We start from the raw sequence: 21,667 nt of genomic DNA, 5'->3' as shown, positions 1-21,667 counted from the left end.
GGGTGCGGCAATAACGTTACGCCAGAGGTACGAGGAGGTGGAATTGCCATGCGGGAGGACGATAGGGTCACCCGAAGAGCCAACTATTCGGCAACTTGCCTCGATCTCATCTGTCGATGAGTGATTCGCCGATTTGTCGCTCATCGAGAAACAATTACTCCGACGAGAGTGTTTCTCCACCAACGATGGTGTCGCTACTACTAACTGCGGTTTTCATGTTCGGCAGTATGTTGTAGTTGTGGCGAAAGACGTTCATGGGGTCGTACTCTGTCTTGATCTGCTGCAGCCTGGGATATTGATTGCGGTAGGCCGCACGAACGGCTTCATTATTCGATGCGCTCGATAAGCCAATCGGGCCTGTCCCGGCAGTGAACGGATCGACAGCTTGCGAAAAGGAGCGAAGCCATCTGAGATGGGGAGCGTCGACGTCTCGGGCTGGCCAGCTGGCATACATGCCGAGCGCATATGGCATGTCTCGAGTTGGAAACGCCGAGTCCTGCAATGTATCGCGGCGAACCCTGCCGTGAAAGTCGTAAACAACCACAACACTGGTCGCAGAGGTTCGGTTTGTGCCATAGTCAACAAGCTGACTGATGACATCCTCCGTCATGGAGGGAAGAATGCGAGTGTCGTATGCGTAGCGATTGCCAGAGGGGTCAGCTCCGGCAAGGAACTCCAACATGCCGGCGGGCGGCATAGGGGCCAGGGTCTCCATGATCGGGGTCCCGAAAGACCGTAGAGGGGCGAGGAGGCGCTCGCCATCCGCGAGAGGGCCGGTGTAGCAGCTGAGGAAACTGAAAACGGCAACCCCGGAGGGTGCGGTGGCCATAACAGCAAACACCGAAAGAGAGTCAGGGAGGTCACGTGTGAATTCGCGGTAGAAGCGTAGACCCTCTTCAGCTTGAGCAATCGGATAGACGAGGGCTCCGGCGATGGTCGGCTCAATGGGATAGATGCGGTACGTCAGCGAGGCGACGACACCGAAGTTCCCGCCACCGCCACGAATCGCCCAGAGAAGATCGGGATGCTCTGCGGTCGACGCCTGAACGATCCTGCCGTCGGCCAGGACAACCTCAGCGGACAGCAGATTGTCGGAAAGCAGACCATATCGACTCATAAGAAGACCGATACCGCCGCTAAGTGTGTAGCCCGCGAGGCCGACATCCTTATGAGAGCCAAAGGTGACGATGCGGTTTTGTGCACTGATGGCATGGATGAACTCCGCAACGGTGAGCCCGGGCTGGGCGGTTGCAATGTTGCTATTTGCATCGATGGAGATTGACTTCATGCCCGATAGGTCGATGACGAGAGCGTTATCGCAGACTGATGAGCCCAACACGTCATGGCCGGCTCCCCGAAGAGTGAGGGGAAGGCCCCCTGATTGTGAGAGAAGCACGAGCGCAGAGACCTGAGCCGCCGTCTGAGGCTGTGCGATAACGGCAGGACGGCAATCGATGCGTGCATTCCATACGGCACGGTCGTGGTTGTAGCTGGTCTGCGTGGAATCAACGAAAGGAATCTTGAGTTCGTTGAGGCGCGAAGCGATCGGCGATGTGCTCGAAGTCAACATATTCCGGCAGGTCCTCTCTAATTCGATAATTCTCTGAAATGATCTTGCTCGCCGGCAGTGCGGATTCTCGAGAACCGCGGGCGACAGATCTATTGTGCTGACGCACAATAGATATACACAGACTACGAAAACGCTATGAAGTGATCCATTCAGGAAGCTACACGGCAAAATGTGCAGTACCGCACAAGATCCCAGTAACATCGCCGTCGATAACTAAAATCGATGAATGATGTCGACACAGGCTAACTCATGCGTGCGTCACCACACACGGCTTTGTGTAGTCATCTCTATTTGTTGTGCTTAATCGCCGTGATCACGACATTGACTACGCCTATGAATCTCGAATAACGCCTACTGCTATGCCCGCATTCACAGGCGTTTTTCATCCCATCGAACCGATTCAAGTGCGGTTCTCACTGCGCGGCACGTTCTGAAGAGATGCTACAGTCGTCGGCTTGAAGCGATTGACCTCAACAAAAGCGCAAAAAGCAATCGCGCGGCCGGGGCGAAGGAAATGTGGAAATCGCAAAAGCACCGATTTCGCACATTCCCATCGCACGACGACGAGGTTATACTGACATTTCTAATGGGCTAGATACCCTGACATTTCTATCGGGTGCCAACATAACTTGTAGGCGCTAGGTGGCACCGCCTTTAAAGCGCGTGCGGCAATAGTGAGCGGCGGTGTATTGCTGACCCTTGGTATTGGAGTCCTATTGGACTCAGCCCGCAGGGGTGTATTTGGCAGCGCTCCAGAGATCCGCATCATGATGGGTATTGCGAGTATCTCGCCTCTGGTGAACGCAACGGTTCTATACCTTTTAGGCGAGTACCGTGATCAAGGAGTGCATCTGCGCGCCACGTGGATTTTCACGAGAGCGGACGTGATAGCAAATCTCGCTGTCACTCTGTCCGGTTCTGACTATTTTTGATTACGGGATTCCGTTAAGTTGATCTCATGGTCGGCGCGGAAATTGGCCTATATGTCATCAAAGAAGGACTCGAAGTACGACGGGGATACTGAAGCAAAAGAGGATTTATTTCGGCAAGAAAGGCATCAATCGATGCTCCGCTCTCTATCGGCGTGGCGTCCACCCTCAATCTCTTTCGAAATGCAATTAGTTGCTCCAGGAAAGCGGTTGCTTCGGCTAACGAATGTTCGGTCTGGCAAACAGCGAAGCCAACTACGGCAAAGATGTCAAAGAATACTACCTCTACCTCGACACATTCGTACATGAAGTACCTGTACAAGTATCCACAAGCGGAGTATCCCTATAACAATCTTTCGAAGTCCGCTTTGGCCCTTCGGCGGTACGGTGCGGGCTTTCGCGGCGGCTCTTAGATCGGGGCTGAAGCTTCGCTTCACGTGGATTGGGCAATTGCAGGATTGCGGCGCCCGCTATCCCATTGGCAGGTTATTTATGAAGAAAATATTGGACGTGATTTCGCGATATGCTCGAGATCCCCTTGGTTTGAACCCAGTCCGACGTGAGAGTGGTTTCATGCGTGGAACTATAAGGTGGCGACTCGGGGTTGTGGTGTACTTGATGTGCTTCTGTTTTCCAGCATGCGCCCAGACCGACCAGTTCTTGCCGGAGATCAATTTTTATTCCAAGCTGCGCAATGGGATCCGATTCAATTTTCAGTCGAAGCAGACACGAGAGGCCAATGAGCCGGTCCAGGCGGAGTTCGGACCAACCGTGGACTTTTATGTTCATCCCTGGCTCAGACTGGCCAACATTACGAGGTTCGATCTGGACGATGCGAAGCCCCGGCTACTGGTTTTGTCGGTGGGATACCGCTACCTGCCTCAGGCTAACGGAGGACCGGCGACAAACCGAATCGAGCCGGTCGCGACTGGACGCTTTCCAATGACGAGGAGAGTTCTCCTGACCATCAGGAACAGATTCGACCTTAACTGGAAGGGCGATGATAGCTTCGCTTGGCGTTATCGCAACCGGGCGCAGGTCGAGGGACCGGTTGCGGTTCGTTCGTACCACCTGACGCCGTATGTGAGCGTCGAGGTGTTTTACCAGAGCGAGTACGGGAAGTGGAGCGATACGGCGATCTATGCGGGATGTCTTTTCCCGATCGGAAAGCACGTGCAGTTGGATCTGTACTATGAGCACCAGAACAATACGGGCAAGAGGCCCAATCAGCAGTTGAATCAGTTTGGCCCGGTTCTCAATCTTTTCTTTTAGGGCGTGCAAGCATGACAGGGTGGTACAGCGCTTGGCACGACCCGGTCGCTCCAGATGCGACGTGGTTGATGGAGCGCCAGCGCACGCCGTCTTGCGAACATTCCCCTGGCATGTTTTCTTAATGCTTTACTGTTTAATTTGCCAGTAGATCTTCCGCCTTTTGCCGGATTTGCGACTGCTCCAGTGCCAGCTTGTAAGCGACATAGTACTTATAAATATTGGCAACGTAGGTGACCGTCTCCTGTCCAATGTCTTTGGCAGCGACCAGTTCCACGTTGCCGAACCAGACGTTCGGATCAAGGCCCATGTCAGTTGCCTCTTTCCGCAGCCTTGCGATGCGATTTGGTCCGGCGTTGTAACTGGCGAAGACGAATAGAGTTTTGTTTAGAGGATTGACCTTCGGGTCATTGAAGTAGGTATCGCCAATGTTGCGCAGCATCTTAACCCCTGCATGAATATTGCCATCCGCAGTCCCTACATTAGGAATGTTTATAGGAGAGGCTGCCGCATACCTGGGGATTACCTGCATAATGCCCACGGCGCCACTGGGATCCCTTTTGCTCTGGTCCAGCTGTGATTCCTGATAACCCTGTGCCGCGATCATCAGATAGTCGAAGTCGTACTCTCCAGCATATTTCTGGAAAAGCACGAGGTTCGTCTGAAATTTCTTCATCTCCTCCCCGGAGGTCGAATTTGTGACCCACTTGGTGTCTTGCAGGTAGCGCCGAAGCAGAGTGTTGCCGAAGGATGAGCCCACTGAGTGCGACTCGACAAACTCGTCGACCAGTTGCTTCAACTGCGGATTGTTCTTGCGCATGACCCACCCCAGTTGTCCTCCACTTGCGATCACCAGTTCAGGATGCGGTTCAATGTGATCGAGTACTTTCGACCAAAGCTCAGCTCGTTGTTTCGTCGTGACCGTGGCCGGGATTAATCCTGCGTTCACCATCTGCACCAGATCGTCGTCCATCAGGTTCTTGTCTGCTGATTTAACCACGATCAGCGGCTTTCCGTCCTTTCTAAGCGTGTCGTTCGCCTTCTGCAGGTTTTGGTAGTACGTGGTGAGCGGATTAGCGTACACCTCTTTTCCGCCAAGGTCCGCGATCGTGGAGACTGCGCCAAAATTCGATCCAGTTACGATGAGCTGGGCTACGTCGGTTTGTATCGGCGTCGAGAAGGCGACCCGCTTTTCACGGTCGGGTGTGATGACCACTCCGTAGGCAATTATGTCTCCCAATCCTTCTGTTAGAGCCGCTTCCAGCTGGTCGATTCGCACAGGAATGAATGTGACTGTTAAGCCCGGCTTGCCTGTCTGCAGCTTCACGTTGGAGAACTTCTGGAACTCCTCCAGTGCTTCGTACATCACGCCTCTGGGTTTGCCCTTGTCATAGAAAAAGCTGATGGGGCTGAGGATGAGTAGAGCGCGAATGTTACGCCTTTTCACCATCACATCCAAGTCGCCTGTGTCGCGGCCAAAACTTTTTGGCAGCGCTATGCCCCTTAGCGGCGGCGGAGGTTCATCTGGTGAATATATTGGCTGAGTGTGAACCGCTTGCTCCACACTGGCCGGAGATGCAGCTTTCTTACTGCAGGCAACCAGAAGAAGAGCAAACAACGGTAAGACCAACACTAGAACCCGGGGGGATAAAGTTGAGGTTGAGGACATGATTTTCCTCCTCTACTGAGAGGTCGCGGATGCTACTCTTCTGGCGCACTATAACAAGAACTCCAGACCGGCGCCCTTTTCTGGCTGCGTCGAAAGGCGCCCGTAACGAATGGCCTTCTGAAAGGCTTCGAAGTCACGTTCCGCCTGGTCCGCGTAGGCCTCCGAATATTGAGCCAAGGCGCCATCGAACTGATCGGTCGAACCCAGGTATCCGGAGATCATTACCGCATCGCCAGCTTTAGCGTGAGCCCGCGCAAGGGCCCAACCGCATACCGTTGCGTAAGCAACCAGGGTGCTAGGCCGAAAGCTCTCGATCTCGGCAGAGACCTTCATGTCACGGAATTGACGAATGTAAAAATCGTGCTGTGTGCTGCTAGCGTAGCCGAGAATGATGTCGCTTGCGCCTTGCATAAGACGTTGTCCGTCGACGACCCGCAATCCCTGATGCGTATAGCGGCTCTTTCCGCGAGGCGACTCTAGCACGGACCTGCGCGCTTCCTTGACTTGAAGGAAGAGTGGATCATCTTGCTCGGCGAGAAACAACGCGAGAAAGCAGCGCGTGCCCACACTCCCTACTCCAACAGCTTTTATTGCACTGTCCTTTAGCTCATAGCGCGCGAACAATTGTTGTCTATCCGTCTGCAGGGACTTCTTGTACTGCTCAATGAATTTTGCATGTCCTTTCTCGACATTCCCGGCATATTCCTGGAAATGATAGAGGACGGGTGGGTTGTCTCTAATCTTCCGGTCTCCGTTCGAGATCTCAGTAAGCTTTGGAACAACAGCCTCCGAGTTTTGCGGGTGGGCTTGCTTCTGCTTCCTGGACAACTGGGCATACAAATCCCGATCCGTCCGGAAGTAATCTTTCAGGGTGTCGATGCTGATTCTTGCATACCAAGCCTCGAGCACACTCATTTCGGCGAACTCAGACATGTCCTCGCGATAGGACGCAGCTGCCCCTCGCGCGGCCTGACGCGCCACTGTTTTGAAGAAACCCCGATCTCTGGCTGCCAGTATGAGGCTCGCTCCCAGACGTTTTATCTCCCATTCCCATGAACCAGGGAAAGTTTCGTCGAAGTCGCTAATGTCAAAGACCAATATTCGTTCGGGGGAGGCGAACCCGCCAACGTTCGCCAAGTGGCAATCGCCGCATGCCAGAACCATAATTCCGGACACAGACGTATTCGCGAGATCTCGTGCCTGGAGGATGGCCGTGCCACGGAAGAACGTGAAAGGCGAGAGAGCCATCCCCTGATATTTAATCGGGATCAGACCCGGAATCCGATCCATGTCGGATTCCTCAAGCAGTTTGATTATGTCTTTCGATTTCGAACGAGGTTTCCATTCAGACTGCGAAGTGCGTGGTAATTGTTTGCGAAGCGCCTTTCCTTGCTTGCGTTTTTCAATCTTGGAGGAAGCGATAGCGGATTCCATTTTGATCCTCCTAACATTTCCGGTTAGCCAAGAATCTTTAGCGTCGCGCGGACCAGTTCGTCAACAGGTGACTAAGGCTCTCCGGACGACGCGCCGGCGTTCATCTCCGGCATCGCCCGGGCGAACCAGCCGTGCAGCGGACCGCCGCGGATGATCGAGAAATCTTCGGCAATCGATAACGTCACCTGAGCCATGGCAATTACCTTATAAACGCGCAATCGGCTGCCCCTTTTACTCGCAACTCGCGGGCATCAAACTTGGCAGAAAACTCGCTCAATCACAAACTTGACGCGACGTAGGACTAGATTTTGCTTCGGTATTTACGGGCCCAACAAAACCGAGCGCAGGCCGCAGGAGTTGTCTTGCCATCGACGATCACGATCAGAAGGCCCGAACAACAGGTCTAGCAGGAAACTTCCTAAATGCGTCGCCTTGTGTTTTTGCGGACAGAGGAACCTCCCGCATCGGAAGATAATCTGGCGGAGTCGGTGACGAAGGTGCGAATGTCGCTCGTTGTGTGTTTCCTGCAAACTTACCTCGTTATTGCTTTGCCCGTTGCTTTGCTGGCGTCCTTTACGCCGACGGCCGTCTTCTCACCAGCCTTCTCCGTGTAATCGATGGTAACCTTAGTCCCTACCTTCGTGCCCAGATAGGTATCCACGCTGCCCTTCTCTATCCCTTTTCCAGTATCCTTCACATCCTTCACGGCCGTCTGATCGGTGTACTTGATTGTGTGTTCCGTACCATCAGCCGCCTTGACGACAACAGTCTTCGAGTCTCTATCGATGTTCTTCACAATTCCGCTCACTGCATGGACCACATCCTGTGCGGAAGCACCTTGCCAAGTAATAGCCACGGCCAGGGCAAACAATCCGGAGAGCAACCCTTTTAATCGCTTCGAACGAAACAGCATTGCAACCTCCTTCTACATCTGTGCGTGTCATGGTACACCTATTGTCGATGACTGCTTGAAGGAAACATTCCTGAGTCAGGCCAACCGCAAGCATGAATCGATCTCTCTCGCAGCCGAATGACAGCGAGATGTTCATTTTCCGCCGGTGACAATTACCTCCGCACTTGTTTCTTTGCACATTCCATAGATCGCCCCTGACATGCAGGCTCCCGCAGAATACTTGTAGCATCCTGGGATCCTTGCCACGACGTTAACGGATCGGTCGGAACCGCCGATGATGGCTCCTGCTGGTTCAAAAGGCGATGGAGTGCCTGGGTCAACAATGAAGCCAACGTTCTTGGCTGTGCTCTTCCAAGTCACCGTCGTCCCGGCCGCCACACAGAAGGGCGCATTACTCTTTGCGTTCTGGGTGTTGGGAGTAGAAGAAGCACCATCGCCACTCCGTTTCACGTTGACGATACACGGAGTGGAAGATGATCCACATGTGTTGGACGCATTGCATAATTGCGCAGGATTTGGCTCTGTACATACGTATTTGCTGCCCTTCGACTGCGCGCCTGCAACATTTAATAGAAAGACGAGTGGTAATGACAGCAGAACACATCCGATTGCAAGACATCGATGAATTGTCATAACACCTCACACTGTGGCGTTCAGGTAGAGCCATAATTGGGGCACTCGCAATCTCCGAGTAATTGAATTACCTGAGCTCAAAGCAAGAAGGTCGCTCAATCCGGCCTAATTGACTCCAGCTGTCCCTTTCCAATCGATAATGTCTGATAGTCGCCAGGCGTTCTGATTGAGGTCTAACTGTAGCTGGCCTTCCTTATCAACGATGAGTTGTGCTGCCGGATAGAGGGCGCCAGTGCTCTTGCTCTTGTCCTGATCGTTGATTTCAAGTATTCCGGCGGTCAAATTGAAAGACTGCGATTGAGTATCGTAGAAAGTTTCACCAAAGCGAAGTAGACGGTTGGTGGCAAAGACGATTTTCCGGCCGGTCGGTGTCGGCGTCATCTTGATGTAGGCGCAATCGTAGCCCAGCGTACCTGTGATCTCGATGTGCCCTACCGACTTCATCTTCTGCAGCGCATTTACTAATCCTTGATTCTGGCCTTTCTCAAAGGCCTGTAATAACGTCACTCTGTCCGCGGGAGTCGAAAACTCATAGATGTTCAAGGTCACTCCGATGTTCTGGCCCATTTGCGTTCCCGTGCCGAACGCGTGAGCATCGATCGTTTCATACTTATCTCTCGCAAAACCGGAAAGGGTCCCGATCGTCAGTAGGCCTGCAAGCATTAGACTTCTTATCGCGATTTCGGAAAAACCTCGACTAGTTTGCATATCTCTCTCCTGGACGGCAGACCTCTTCTGGTCTTCGTGGCAAAAAGTTTAGGCCGTGTTCTCCGAGGAACGCAACTGTTGCGTGCGACAGTGGAGGGTATTTAGGCAGCCAGTGACGTTATTGAATCTGCGAGAGTTGGGCCTGCTGAATGTGGTTACTGTTCACAATTGACAGTTACAAACGTTCGATAGCAAGTGAACAATCACGACATGGTAGTCATAGACAGCGAAAGGGTTCCGGAGACCAAACCTCGAGTGGTGCTCGCTGACAATCATGAAGTAGAAGAAATGGCACCCAGCCGTCCAGAATGGAAGGAGAAGGAACCATTCAAGTCGGTGCTCGCCCGTGACAACGCCGCCATGAGTAAGTTCACTGAAGCGGACTGGATGCAAATCATCGCCGTGACCCACGCGGGGATGAGCACGGAAGCGTTTCAGGGGCTTGTGAAGCAGTGGCTCGCCAAGGCAAAAGCCCCACCCTTTGACCGGCCATACACCGACCTCGTCTATCAGCCCATGCTGGAGGTAATGAAGTATCTCTGCGCCAACGGCTTCAGGACCTACATCGTCACGGGCGGCGGGCAGGAGTTTGTCCACGTCTACAGCGAACAGGTGTATGGCGTTCCTCCGGAACAGGTCGTTGGATCGAGCATAGCGACGAAGTACGTCAATACCAACGGCAAGCCTGCGCTTATGAGGGAGCCGAAGCCATTTTTCATAGATGATGGACAGGCAAGGCCATCGGGATCAATCTCCTCATCGGCAAGCGGCCAACTGCCGCTTTCGGCAACTCCGCGGGCGACACCCAGATGCTCGAATGGACGCAGGCGGGTGAAGGAGCGCGCCTGATGATGCTCGTTCTTCACGACGACGCGAAACGCGAATACGCCTACGGCCCTGCGGCAAATCTTCCTGACACTCACGCAGGCACGTTCTCCAATGCCCTTCTTCTGGAAGCGACGAAAAATGCCTGGATCGTAGTCAGCATGAAAAACGACTGGAAGCGCGTCTTCCCCTTTGATTAGTACTAGAAAGAAGTACCCTATAAATTCTCGTTCGTCGATATTCTGCTGGATCGCTGAACCTGATGTGGGCCACACCATTCAGTCGCTCAGCATATGACTTTTTGGGCTTGGATGACCGGGATCGCAAGTGCGCCTGCCAGGTACAGTTCGGCAACACCTCACGAAGATTACTGGCACTTCGACGTCACCCCCTTATCTATTGATTGCAGGTGTTTTGCCATACCTTCCGAACCCATTTGCCCGATTCAAAGGTGTCAGGCTCCTTCGTCGCTAGATTTTCGGTGTGAATGCGAGTATCTTCATCGTCATCTCGGGTCCGCGAAATCCAAATAGTGTGGAGGACGCAACCATGAAGACACTCCTGAAAATGGTGGGCGCAAGCGGATTGTTGTGCCTATTGCTTGTTGTCTCTGGCGTGGCGCAGATTACCGACGGTATGGACTTTTCAACGGACTTTCCGTTCTGGGTCAGCACGACCAAGTTGCCCGCCGGTTCTTACACGATCACCCAACCTACCCAGATGCGGGGCACGATGAGGGTCTCCGATGCGAGCGGAAAGCCTACCGCAATGGTGGAATTTACACCGATGCAGGCAGAGACTCCGCATGCGAGCTCAGACGTGATCTTCCACCGGTATGGGACGGGTGAGTATCTGAACTCGGTGTGGTGTGAGTCAGAAGTACGGTTTGAAGGTTAAACCGAGTAAAGCGGAACAAAAAGGCTGCTGCGACTCAAAAAACCGAGGTGCATCAGGTGTCGGGAAAGTAGTGATGTCGATTCATTCCGATGTGGCTAATTGAGGCCTACATTTGTGCTCTCAGCCTTTCTGAGAGGACATCTGACACTTTTGGCCAGTAGTCGCGATTGTGCACAGTTTATAAGCTGCCAGAACGGCTTTTCAGAGAAATGCGAGAGAGGAGGTTGTAGTTCACGAACGATTTCTTGCCGCCAAAGCGGCGGTGACGACTATCTGTGGATAGAACGCAACAAATTAGGGACCGCTTCGATCAACAGGAGAACCTATATGTTCACAGAAAGATTCGGCCGGTTATTCTCGACAATAGTTACATTGCTAATCGTCAGCAGCATTAATCCATCAGAGCTACACGCTGCTAGTCAAGCCGCAAATCCAGCGGGAAGTAAACCCAATATCATCGTCATCCTCGGGGACGACGTCGGCTGGGGAGACCTCGGTGTCTACGGTGGCGGCGAGAACCGCGGCATCCCAACCCCCAACTTCGACCGCATGGCTGCCGAGGGCATGACCTTCTTTTCCTTCTACGGCCAGCCCAGCTGCACCCCCGGTCGTGCCGCCGTCATGACCGGACGCATCCCCAACCGTAGCGGCATGACCACCGTCGCCTTCCAGGGCCAGGGCGGAGGCCTGCCGCACGCCGAGTGGACCATCGGCTCAGTCGCCAAGACCGCCGGCTACCAGACCTTCTTCATCGGCAAGTGGCACCTCGGCGAGGCCGACTACGCCCTGCCCAACGCTCAGGGCTTCGACATCATGAAGTACGCCGGCCTCTACCATCTCAACGCCTACACCTACGCCGACGCCACCTGGTTCCCCGACATGGACCCCGAACTCCGCGCCATGTTCGCCAAGGTCACCAAGGGCGCCCTGTCCGGCAACGCCGGCGAGACCGCGAAAGAAGACTTCAAGATCAACGGACAGTACGTCAACACTCCTAAGAAAGGCGTCGTCGGCATCCCCTTCTTCGACGAATACGTCGAGAAGGCCGCCATTGACTACCTCAACACCGCCGGCAAAGCCGGCAAGCCCTTCCTCATGAGCGTCAACTTCATGAAGGTCCACCAGCCCAACCTGCCTGCGCCCGAGTTTCAGGGCAAGTCCATGTTGAAGTCCAAGTACGGTGACTCACTCGTCGAGCTCGACACGCGCGTCGGCCGCATCATCGACAAGGTCCGCGAGCTCGGCATTCAGGACAACACCCTCATCCTCTTCACCACCGATAACGGAGCCTGGCAGGACGTCTATCCCGACGCCGGCTACACCCCCTTCCGCGGAACCAAGGGCACCGTCCGCGAAGGCGGATCACGTACGCCCTGCATCGCTTGGTGGCCCGGCAAGATCAAGCCCGGCTCCCGCAACTACGACATCCTCGGCAGCCTCGACTTCATGGCTACCATCGCTAACCTCGCCGGTACCCCTCTTCCGAAGAACGACCGCGAGGGTAAGCCCATCATCTTCGACAGCTACGACATGACCCCCGTCCTCCTCGGCACCGGCAAATCCAAGCGCACCGAGTGGTTCTACTTCACGGAAAACGAACTCTCGCCCGGTGCCGCTCGTGTAGGACGCTTCAAGGCCGCATTCAATCTCCGCGGCGACAACGGACAGGCCACCGGCGGTCTCGCCGTCGACAGCAACCTCGGATGGAAGGGAGCCGAAAAGTACGTCGCCACCGTCCCCCAGGTCTTCGACCTTTGGGCCGACCCGCAGGAACGCTACGACATCTTCATGAACAATTACACCGAACACACCTGGACCCTGGTCACCATCGGCGATTCCATCAAGACACTCATGAAGACCTACGTCCAGTACCCGCCCCGCAAGCTGCAGAGCGCGTCCTACAGCGGCCCGCTAACCATCGAGCAGTACCAACGCTTCCAGTTCCTCCGCGAACAACTGCAAAAAGAGGGCTTCGATATCTCCATACCAACAGGCAACTAGTTTTATCAGGAGCCGATGGCTTCCTGAGGATCCGGACTTTATTCGGAGAGAATCCAATGAGACTCAACACCATCAAGACACAGCGGCTACTCTACCTTCCAGCACTCATCCTTCTGTTGGCTAGCTTCGCTCATGCAGCGAGTGCCGATGATGTCGTAAGGAGTCTCCGTCAGCTGCTTTGTGTGCCCCTCTCATTGCAAGCGACGACCATCGGTTCCGGAATACAACCCCACCGTCGTCTACGGCACCCCGTAGCAACACCGGGATACAGTACGACAGACATGATCACCACCGGAGTACTCGACTTCCATACAGGTTTGGCAATCGGCTAATGATGAACGGCAGTTATGGTTGGGGATACAGCTACTGGCTGCAATTGGTACGGGGGAGCAGCTTGCTATCACGGCGGTGCCGGTTACTTCCACCGGGACAAGTGTTAGAAAAAATCTCGCGCCGCGGTGCGGATGGAAGTGTGGAAATCGCCAAAGAACGACGATTCGCACATTCCCACCGCACGACGACGGCTATGACCTATACTGACATTTCTAATGAGTCAGATACCCTGACATTTCTATCGGGTGCCAACATGACTTTTAGGAGCGCAAAGCGATAGTGTCGTAGCTCCGCAAAGCCAAAATGTCGCTGCCCCATCCTGATGGTTGAGGTTCGGAGGCGACGGATGGGTTGGCTCCAGATGAGCAAGCAAGAGTTGCGACGGGTTGAGGTCTTGACCGAGGTACTGGCTGGCTGACGAACGACCGAGTCAGCGGCGGGCGCGTTGGCCATACCATGTCCATTTCCAGGAGACCGATCATGACAAGATTGCTCTATGTGGAAGCCTCTCCCCAGGGGCATGATTCCAAGTCCATTCAAATGGCTGATGCTTACCTTGCCGCTATCCGCGAGCAGAACCCGGCTCTCGGGATCGATACGCTTCGTCTCTGGGAAGAAAAGCTTCCCGAGTTCGATGGAATCAAGGCTGCAGCCAAGATGAACATCATCAGTGGCCGGGATCAGAACGCTGAGCAGCGGACGGCATGGGACGAGATCGTCGAGATAACGAATCGTTTCATCTCGGCGGACCGATACCTGTTCGCCGTGCCGATGTGGAATAGCGGCATTCCTTATCGGCTGAAGCTGTACATCGACATCATCCACCAGCCGGGTCTGCTTTGGGGTCTGGAGGCCGAGACGGGATATTTCGGTCTGCTCAAGAACAAGCATGCGACGCTGCTGTTGACCTCGGGCGCCTTTGCCCCTCACTGCCCGTCCCCGGCGTTCGGCGTCGACCATCATTCGACTTACATGCGTGATTGGTTGAACCAGGCCGGAGTCACGAATATCGACGAAGTCCGGTTCCAGCCAACCGAGCTGACGGCGGATCCTGAAGGCGATCTCGAAAAGGCGAAGAACGCCTCGGCCGATCTCGCAAGGAAGCATGGCAAGCTCTGAGCGGATTACCCCGTCTCGCCTCATCCAGTGCGTAGAGACACAGTAAATCAAAAGGGGGGTAAATCATGAGCAACATCGAAGCAATCCAAACAAGTCTGAGCCACGTATAGAAAGTGTGACTTCTTTCATCGAAAAGATGGGATGAAAGACATGGCAAGGATCGGCGCATTCTGCTTTCCTGGGACTGGCCACATTAATCCATTCACCGCGCTGGCGCGGAGTCTCCAGCAGCGAGGTCACACTGTAGTGGTCTTTGGCATTGCCGACATCGAAGCTTCGGTGAGAGCGGCCGGAGTCGAGTTTTGCCTCATCGGCAAGAGCGATTATCCGCTCGGAACGTTGAAAAAACTGGACCAACGCTTGAGCGAGCAAAAAGGTCTCGCAACTTTCCGCTTTACCGTCGAGCGGGTCAGAAATACCGCGCTGATGATTCTCCGCGACGGACCGCAGGCAGTTCGCAGCGCCAGGGTAGATGCCCTGCTGGTTGACGAAGCAGACATGGGCGGAAGTGTGGCGGATCACCTTGGTCTACCCTTCATATCGATTGCCTGCTTTCCGCCTCTGGTTCAGGACGATCGGATTCCACCCTTTTGCTTTAGCTGGAGCGCAGGTCAGAGTTGGCTCAGTCGATTCCGCAACCGGCTGGGCTTCCGGTTGCTTTCTCGTATGGCCGCACCGATTTTTTCGGCAGTCAACGACCAGCGCCGGGCATGGGGTTTGAAGCCCTTCAAGCGCTCCACCGATGCGCTGTCGCCGCTGGCCCAGATCGCACAGTTACCCGCGGTGCTTGAGTTTGAGGTCGGCGATCGGCCTCCGATCCTGCATTACACAGGCCCGTTTGTAGATCCTAGACAGCGGCCCAGTGTTGACTTTGAATGGAATCGGCTGGATGGGCGACCCTTGGTGTATGCGTCTCTTGGCACGCTGCAAAACCGATCGCAGGATATTTTCCGGGTCATAGCAAACGCATGCGCGAGTCTTCATGTTCAGCTTGTGATCTCGCTTGGAGGTGGGATCGATCCCGAGCGACTGGGCGTTCTGAGCGGCAATCCAATCGTGGTCAAGTACGCACCGCAACTCGAGATTGTGAAGCGAGCAGCGGTTGTCATCACGCATGCCGGGCTAAACACCACGCTGGAGTCGCTGGCAGAGGGTGTGCCCCTGGCGTGCATCCCTTTGGGCAACGACCAGCCCGGAGTTGCTGCCCGGGTTGCAGCGCGAGGAGCGGGTGTGGTCGTATCCAGGCGTAGGCTGAATGCGAAACGGCTAAGCGCAGCGGTGCAGGCGGTTCTGAAAGATGAACGGTATCGTTGTGCGGCCCGCAACCTGCAAGCTTCCATGCTGTGTATAGACGGGTTGCAGCGGGCTGCGGACATTGTTGAAGACGCGTTGAGAGTAGGGCGACTTCCCTATCGCGTTTTCAATAAAGACCAAACCCTTCGCCCAGCCTGACCGGTGAACTTGCCGAAATGTCGGCCTCGCGGGCGGCGTGACTCGGAAAAGCGCAATTCTCCAAATTGAGACCTGCCCAATTGGTTAATCGGTACTGCGAACCAAGTGACAACTGCACTATGGATTCCATCCGCCGCCCAGTGCCTGATATAGCTGAACGTAACTTTGAAGCTCCGCATTCCATGCCTGAGCGAGAGCCAACTGGGATATGAAATATTGCTGTTGCGTTACAAGCACTTCTAGAAAACTCGTGGATCCGTTCTTGAAGCGAACATTTGCGAGCCGGGCTGTCTCTTGGTAGGTATTCGTCTGCTCCTCGATCTTCATCCGAAAGAGCCTTGACTGGTTGTAGCCGACAAGACCGTTCGAGACGTCTCCGAAGGCATTCTGAACTGTTTGTCTGTAACTCAATTCCGCTTCATTACGCTGTGCCCAGGCAAGATTATAAGCACTTCGGATAGCGCCACCAGCGTAGAGCGGTTGCAATGCTTCCGCACCGACGGACCATACCGTGGCGGGTCCTTGCAGGAAGCTGGTCAAGGCAGTGCTTTGTGCGCCAAACTGGCCGGTTAAAGATATCTGGGGGAAAAATGCAGCCTTGGCCACACCGACATTGGCATTTGCCGACATCAGGGCTGCTTCGCTCTGACGGACGTCAGGACGTCGCTCCAGAAGCGTTGCCGGGAGCCCTGTAGGCACAGTGGCCATGTGGGGTTGATCATTCAGCACTAGACCACGTCCGATCGGTCCCGGATTTCTACCAAGCAAGATGCTGATCTGATTCTCGCTCTGCTCAATACCTTTTTGGGCATTTATCACTTCAGCTTCGGCCTGCTGCACGAGCAAGTTTGCCTGATAAACGTCAGTGATTGCGCTCTCGCCACCCTTATATTTGAGCGTGTTGATTCGCAGAATGTCCTTGTCGGCTGTGACGGCTTGTTGCGAGAAGTCCAGTCGGTAGTCGAACTGGCGGAGCTGAAAATAGGCTACGGCGACATCAGAGATCAAAGCTGTCTGAACAACACTGCGTCCATAGGTGGTGGCGAGCAACTGCGCTCGCGCTGCCTCCGTAGCCCGTCGATACTTTCCCCAAAAGTCGGCGATATAACTTAGTTGTATGCCGACCGAATCGATGGTTGGTCCATTTGGCGCTAAACGGTTGCGGAGATAATCCACCCCTGCCGTTCCGTAGAGGTTAGGCAACTGATTCGCACGCGTAACTCCAACGATTGCCTGGGCCTGCTGGATACGAGTGGCAGCGATCTGCATATCATAGTTATTGATCAGCGCTTCTTTGATGAGTACTTGTAGCGACTCGTCTTGAAACACACTCTCCCACTTAGTTTCAGCGATGGACTGAACGGCTGCCTGCGCGGCCAGATCCGGTGCGATGCCACGGTATTGTCCAGGAGTGCTTACCGTTGGACGGCTGTAGTTAGGTCCGACCTTGCAGCCGGCAATCAAAAGCAGCAGTACGACAGCCGAAAATGCGCCTGGGCGTATCATGACACGGGTCCTTCGTGAGTGGAGACAGGCTCGATTCCTTGCGGTGCCGGCTTCTCCTTTTTGAAGAGATAGCCGAAACGTTCGACAACATCGAAAGAGACGGGAATAAAGAAGATCGCGAGCAACGAAGCAGCCAGCATGCCTCCAATCACAACTGTGCCCAGGACCTGCCGCGAGATGGCACCCGCTCCTGTAGCCGTCCATAACGGTACGCAGCCCAGAATGAATGCGAATGCTGTCATTAGAATCGGACGCAACCGCATTTTTGCGCCGGATAGAGCGGCATCGATCAACGATTTGCCGCTTTCATGTTCCATCTTGGCGAATTCCACGATAAGGATGGCGTTCTTAGCAGATAGGCCGATGAGCATAACGAGGCCGATCTGGGCGTAGACGTTATTGTCCAGCCGACGGAGATACAGCGCCGCAAAAGCGCCGAAGACCGCGATCGGAACGCCCAGAAGAACACTGAGAGGCAGCGTCCAACTCTCGTACTGCGCAGCCATGATCAGAAACACGATGAAGAACGAAAGCCCAAAGACTACGCCTGGCGAAACACCCTGCGATGCCTTAACCTCCTGGTACGACATCCCCATGTAGTCGTACCCCATTTCGCTTGGCATCGTCCGTTGGAAAACGTCCTGCAGTGCGGCTATTGCCTGCGCCGAACTGTACCCCGGTGCTGCAGAGCCGTTGATTTGTACGCCCTGGAACTGGTTGTACTTCATCACAAACTCAGGACCGCTGCGTGGCCCGTTCCCCGTAAGCGTGCTGAGCGGTACCATCTGTCCTGAGCTATTGTTGACGTAAAACTTGCCGAGATTATCGGCGGATGTTCGATAGTTTCCTTCGGCCTGAACGTAGACTTGCCACTGGCGTCCGAAGCGATTGAAGTAGTTCACCAACGATCCACCCATGAAGGCCTGTAGTGTTTGGTACACACTTGCCAGGTTGACCTGTTGAGTCAGTACCTTTTCCTGGTCCACAGTGATGCCCACTTGAGGCACTCCGAAAAGTGCTGTCGTCATGACGCCTGCAAGCTCGGGCCGTTTGCGAACTGCTTCCATAAAAATCTGGGTATTTTTCGCCAGGAATTCGGTTGTACTTCCGGAGCGATCTTCTAGAACAAAGGTAAAGCCGCCCGAAGTGCCAACGCCCGGTATTGCGGGCGGCGGAAATGCGAACGCTATTCCTGACGTGACTCTGGACAAGGCAACGGTAAGGTGACGTTTGATGGCGTCATAGCTCTCCTCATGTGATTTGCGTTCTTCCCAGCTCTTAAATGAGACGAAGAAGAATGAGCTGTATGTGGTGTTTACTCCGCTCAGCATGCTGTAACCCACTACCGAGCTCACATTTTGAACGCCTGGGGTATCAAGAATGATCTTTTCAATCTCCTTGGATGCTTCTGAAGTACGTTGTAATGAAGCTGCATTTGGCAGCTGAAGCCCAACGTAAACATATCCCTGATCTTCGTCAGGAAGAAAGCTTCCGGGCACCTTCTTTCCGAAGAACCCAGCTCCCAAAACAAACACCAGCAACAACAAAAAAGCGAAACCTGCTTTATGGATAAGGTGTTTGCAGGTATTGACGTATCCATCCGTCACTCGCCCAAAGACGCGATTGAACCAACCGAAGAACGCTCCCAGCGGGCCACATGACTCTTTCTTTGGGCGAAGCAGCATTGCTGAGAGCGCAGGACTTAGCGTCAGTGCGTTGAATGCCGAGAAGACGACGGATACTGCTATAGTAACGGCGAACTGTTGATAGAGCCGACCCGTGATCCCCGGAATGAACGCCGTAGGGACAAATACAGCAGCCAGAATGAGTGCGATGGCGACGACCGGGCCGCCTACTTCTTCCATTGCCTTGACAGTCGCATCATGCGGAGTCAGGCCGTGTTCGATATGATGCTCAACGGCTTCTACAACGACGATCGCATCGTCTACAACTAGTCCGATCGCCAATACCAATCCGAACAGTGAAAGGGTGTTGATGGAGAAACCGAGAAGGGGAAAAACCATAAAGGTGCCGACCAGCGACACCGGCACCGCCAACAGGGGAATGAGTGTAGCTCTCCAACCTTGCAGAAAGATATAGACAACGATAATTACAAGCACCAGTGCTTCGATTAGGGTGTGTTTGATCTCCTTGATTCCGGCAGTAACGGACAAGGTGGTATCGAGGGCAACTACATAATCAAGATCCTGGGGAAATCGGGTCTTCGCTTCCTCCATCAGCTTGCGTACTCCTGCAGCAGTTGCAACTGCATTTGCTCCGGGAGCTTGGTATACCGCTACCAGAGCTGCCGGTTTACCGTTGAGGCGACCGATCATGCTGTAGTTCTGAGCTCCCAACTCCACACGGGCCACGTCTTTCAGCCGAAGGATTCCTTCCCCGGACCTTGCTCGCACGATGATCTGTCCAAACTCTTCGGCGGACGGAAGACGCCCAGGCGCGCGTACCGTGTATGTGAATTGCTGTCCCGGAGGGACCGGGTCACCACCTATTTGGCCCGCAGGATTCACGTTATTCTGCGCCTGTATTGCATTGATGATCTCAGGTACCGTGATCGCCAGACTTGCCAGTTTGTCCGGATTAATCCAGCAACGCATCGCGTATTGACCGGCGCCGAAGATGGACACCGACGCAACACCCGGCACACGGGTCAAGGCGTCGTTGAGATTGATCGTGGCGTAGTTCGCCAGAAATATATTGTCGTAGGAGTTATTTGGAGAACTGAGATCGATGAGCATCAACGGCGCAGCGGTTGATTTCTGTACCGTGACTCCCTGATTCAACACGGAACTGGGCAACTGGGAGTTAGCCTGCGAAGTTCGCATCTGAGTCAGAATCTGGTCAGTGCTTGTAACCGTATCGATGCCGAAGTCCACCGTCAGGGTCATCTTCCCGTTGCTGGAATTCAACGAGTACATATAATTCATGCCATCAACGCCCGACATTTGCTGTTCGATCGGCGTTGCGACAGACTGTGCCACAGTTTCCGCATCCGCACCTGTGTAGTTCGCAATCACCTGTATCTGTGGATCCGCGATATTAGGAAACTGTGCTGTCGGCAAACTCAACATCGACACAATGCCCGCAATGATCATCAGGATGGAGATGACAATCGCTACGATCGGCCGATTGATAAAGAATTTGGACACGATTACTCACTCCCCGGCGTGGATGCAACTTTATAAGGCTTGGGAATAACTGGCGTGCCTTGTCGCACTTTCATAAAGCCCTGAACGATGATCTTCTCGCGCGGCTTTAATCCTTCAGTGATGATCCAGTTTGTACCAATCCGCTCGCCCACCTTCACCGGACGAAATTCTGCCTTGTTGTCAGGAGTCACGACAACGATCTGGTACATAGACTGGACTTCAATCACGGCTGCCTGCGGAACCAGCAGAGCATTTCTGCTTGTGCCGGTCTCAACACGTACGGTGCCGAAACCACCGGGCCGCAAAATCCCGTCTTTATTCGCGAACTCGGCGGCAACCTGAATGGTTCCGGTCGAAGCGGCAATCTCGCGGTTCACCAACATGATCTTTCCCTTTGCAGGAAATACGACCCCATTCGCCTGGATAAATTCGATTGGCAGTGAAGGCCCTCGTGCCGTACCCCCGCGAACCAAACGCGAAATGGCCTGGGCTTCGCCGAGATAATCTCTTTCGCTAATGTTGAAGTAGGCTCGGATCGGATTGACCTGTGATATCGTCGTCATCTTGGTGGTCGTGCCTACCAGATCGCCTACATTCGAATTCGATATTCCAGCTAATCCATCGATGGGCGAATACACCTTTGTCCACGCAAGGTTCAGTTCGGCTTGTGCCATGCTGGCTTTCGCCGCATCGACCTGCGCTGTGGAGGCAGCGAGAATCGAGACGTCTGTATCGAGCTGTTTCTGAGGGATCGCACTCTGAGCCGCCAAGGGACGGTCTCTCACGACATTGTTGTCAGCCTCAGATCTCTGCGCCTCAGCCATTGCGACCTGCGCCTTTGATTGATCGAGGGCTGCTACAAATGGACGAGGATCGATCTCATAGAGTAGCTGTCCCTTACGAACGAAGAAACCTTCTGAGTAATTCTTCTTGATCAGGTATCCCTGCACCTTAGGAGTGATGTCGGCGTTTATCTGACCGTTCAACTGGGCTACCCATTCCTGATAGATGGGAACGTTTTGTTCCACTACATTCGTCACCTCGACCTCGGGGGGCGGTGGCGGCGAAGGTGCTTCCTTTTTCTCGCAACCAGTAATGGACAACAGGAGAAAGAATCCCGCGATAGTGGCGGGAGCGCCAAAGATGCGCTCTGGATACGGCAGTAGGGTCACAAGGCCTCCTCGCCTGTACTAAGCGAAAGCACAAACTTCAGATCACTGCTGCATATCTTCGGGGCCTGGG

At 54.2% G+C, this 21,667-nt stretch carries 19 protein-coding genes; 10 read left to right on the top strand and 9 right to left on the bottom strand.

Annotated features, from left to right (window positions below; genetic code table 11):
• Positions 1 to 154: 154 nt before the first annotated feature.
• Entirely contained in the window at positions 155 to 1,570 is a 1,416-nt protein-coding gene (locus AC5S26_RS24355; RefSeq protein ID WP_494187545.1) for an FAD-binding oxidoreductase, read from the bottom strand.
• A 674-nt stretch (positions 1,571 to 2,244) separates the two neighbouring features.
• Here AC5S26_RS24355 and AC5S26_RS24350 point away from each other — a divergent pair.
• The 3 genes from AC5S26_RS24350 to AC5S26_RS24340 all read left to right on the top strand — a co-directional run bounded on the left by AC5S26_RS24350 (position 2,245) and on the right by AC5S26_RS24340 (position 3,771).
• The gene (locus AC5S26_RS24350) at positions 2,245 to 2,502 is read left to right on the top strand and encodes a hypothetical protein (RefSeq protein WP_494187544.1); all 258 of its coding nucleotides are present in this window, start codon (positions 2,245 to 2,247) and stop codon (positions 2,500 to 2,502) included.
• Positions 2,503 to 2,765: 263 nt separating this feature from the next.
• Positions 2,766 to 2,912 carry a hypothetical protein gene (locus AC5S26_RS24345; RefSeq protein WP_494187543.1) on the top strand — a complete coding sequence of 49 codons (147 nt, stop codon included), beginning with the start codon at positions 2,766 to 2,768 and terminating at the stop codon, positions 2,910 to 2,912.
• 160 nt (positions 2,913 to 3,072) lie between these two features.
• The gene (locus AC5S26_RS24340) at positions 3,073 to 3,771 is read left to right on the top strand and encodes a DUF2490 domain-containing protein (RefSeq protein ID WP_494187542.1); all 699 of its coding nucleotides are present in this window, start codon (positions 3,073 to 3,075) and stop codon (positions 3,769 to 3,771) included.
• 133 nt (positions 3,772 to 3,904) lie between these two features.
• Here the strand turns inward: AC5S26_RS24340 and AC5S26_RS24335 are convergent, their stop codons facing one another.
• The 5 genes from AC5S26_RS24335 to AC5S26_RS24315 all read right to left on the bottom strand — a co-directional run bounded on the left by AC5S26_RS24335 (position 3,905) and on the right by AC5S26_RS24315 (position 8,984).
• The gene (locus AC5S26_RS24335; RefSeq protein WP_494187541.1) at positions 3,905 to 5,218 is read right to left on the bottom strand and encodes an MltF family protein; all 1,314 of its coding nucleotides are present in this window, start codon (positions 5,216 to 5,218) and stop codon (positions 3,905 to 3,907) included.
• A gap of 267 nt (positions 5,219 to 5,485) precedes the next feature.
• The gene (locus AC5S26_RS24330) at positions 5,486 to 6,727 is read right to left on the bottom strand and encodes a DUF2252 domain-containing protein (RefSeq protein ID WP_494187540.1); all 1,242 of its coding nucleotides are present in this window, start codon (positions 6,725 to 6,727) and stop codon (positions 5,486 to 5,488) included.
• 215 nt (positions 6,728 to 6,942) lie between these two features.
• Positions 6,943 to 7,089 (bottom strand): hypothetical protein, encoded by a 147-nt coding sequence (locus AC5S26_RS24325; protein WP_494187539.1) that lies wholly within the window; start codon positions 7,087 to 7,089, stop codon positions 6,943 to 6,945.
• Positions 7,090 to 7,403: 314 nt separating this feature from the next.
• Positions 7,404 to 7,784: a hypothetical protein gene (locus AC5S26_RS24320; protein ID WP_494187538.1), complete on the bottom strand. Its 381-nt coding sequence runs from the start codon at positions 7,782 to 7,784 to the stop codon at positions 7,404 to 7,406.
• Between the two features lie 738 nt (positions 7,785 to 8,522).
• Positions 8,523 to 8,984, bottom strand: coding sequence for a hypothetical protein (locus tag AC5S26_RS24315; protein ID WP_494187537.1), 462 nt, complete (start codon positions 8,982 to 8,984; stop codon positions 8,523 to 8,525).
• Between the two features lie 429 nt (positions 8,985 to 9,413).
• Here AC5S26_RS24315 and AC5S26_RS24310 point away from each other — a divergent pair, with 429 nt between their 5' ends.
• The 7 genes from AC5S26_RS24310 to AC5S26_RS24280 all read left to right on the top strand — a co-directional run bounded on the left by AC5S26_RS24310 (position 9,414) and on the right by AC5S26_RS24280 (position 15,752).
• Entirely contained in the window at positions 9,414 to 9,974 is a 561-nt protein-coding gene (locus AC5S26_RS24310; RefSeq protein WP_494187536.1) for an HAD family hydrolase, read from the top strand.
• On the top strand, positions 9,974 to 10,150 hold the full coding sequence (locus tag AC5S26_RS24305; protein WP_494187535.1) for a hypothetical protein: 177 nt from the start codon (positions 9,974 to 9,976) through the stop codon (positions 10,148 to 10,150). The genes AC5S26_RS24310 and AC5S26_RS24305 overlap by 1 nt, the downstream gene beginning before the upstream one ends.
• Positions 10,151 to 10,499: 349 nt before the next feature.
• On the top strand, positions 10,500 to 10,847 hold the full coding sequence (locus AC5S26_RS24300; RefSeq protein ID WP_494187534.1) for a hypothetical protein: 348 nt from the start codon (positions 10,500 to 10,502) through the stop codon (positions 10,845 to 10,847).
• A 327-nt stretch (positions 10,848 to 11,174) separates the two neighbouring features.
• Positions 11,175 to 12,848, top strand: a complete 1,674-nt coding sequence (locus tag AC5S26_RS24295) for an arylsulfatase (RefSeq protein ID WP_494187533.1) — start codon at positions 11,175 to 11,177, stop codon at positions 12,846 to 12,848.
• Between the two features lie 56 nt (positions 12,849 to 12,904).
• Complete coding sequence (locus AC5S26_RS24290) at positions 12,905 to 13,180, top strand: hypothetical protein (RefSeq protein ID WP_494187532.1); 276 nt, start codon at positions 12,905 to 12,907, stop codon at positions 13,178 to 13,180.
• A 481-nt stretch (positions 13,181 to 13,661) separates the two neighbouring features.
• The gene (locus tag AC5S26_RS24285) at positions 13,662 to 14,300 is read left to right on the top strand and encodes an FMN-dependent NADH-azoreductase (RefSeq protein ID WP_494187531.1); all 639 of its coding nucleotides are present in this window, start codon (positions 13,662 to 13,664) and stop codon (positions 14,298 to 14,300) included.
• Positions 14,301 to 14,450: 150 nt separating this feature from the next.
• The gene (locus tag AC5S26_RS24280; RefSeq protein ID WP_494187530.1) at positions 14,451 to 15,752 is read left to right on the top strand and encodes a nucleotide disphospho-sugar-binding domain-containing protein; all 1,302 of its coding nucleotides are present in this window, start codon (positions 14,451 to 14,453) and stop codon (positions 15,750 to 15,752) included.
• Between the two features lie 117 nt (positions 15,753 to 15,869).
• Here AC5S26_RS24280 and AC5S26_RS24275 read toward each other — a convergent pair whose 3' ends face one another.
• From AC5S26_RS24275 to AC5S26_RS24265, 3 genes are read right to left on the bottom strand one after another with little or no spacing between them, the layout of a single operon-like run.
• Entirely contained in the window at positions 15,870 to 17,258 is a 1,389-nt protein-coding gene (locus AC5S26_RS24275) for an efflux transporter outer membrane subunit (protein ID WP_494187529.1), read from the bottom strand.
• Positions 17,255 to 20,425 carry an efflux RND transporter permease subunit gene (locus AC5S26_RS24270; protein WP_494187528.1) on the bottom strand — a complete coding sequence of 1,057 codons (3,171 nt, stop codon included), beginning with the start codon at positions 20,423 to 20,425 and terminating at the stop codon, positions 17,255 to 17,257. The genes AC5S26_RS24275 and AC5S26_RS24270 overlap by 4 nt, the downstream gene beginning before the upstream one ends.
• A 2-nt stretch (positions 20,426 to 20,427) precedes the next feature.
• Positions 20,428 to 21,597 carry an efflux RND transporter periplasmic adaptor subunit gene (locus AC5S26_RS24265; RefSeq protein ID WP_494187527.1) on the bottom strand — a complete coding sequence of 390 codons (1,170 nt, stop codon included), beginning with the start codon at positions 21,595 to 21,597 and terminating at the stop codon, positions 20,428 to 20,430.
• Between the last annotated feature and the right edge of the window lie 70 nt (positions 21,598 to 21,667).

Source organism: Edaphobacter sp. FHG110511_03 (assembly GCF_059115365.1).
This window is presented reverse-complemented; position numbering and strand designations above follow the sequence as displayed.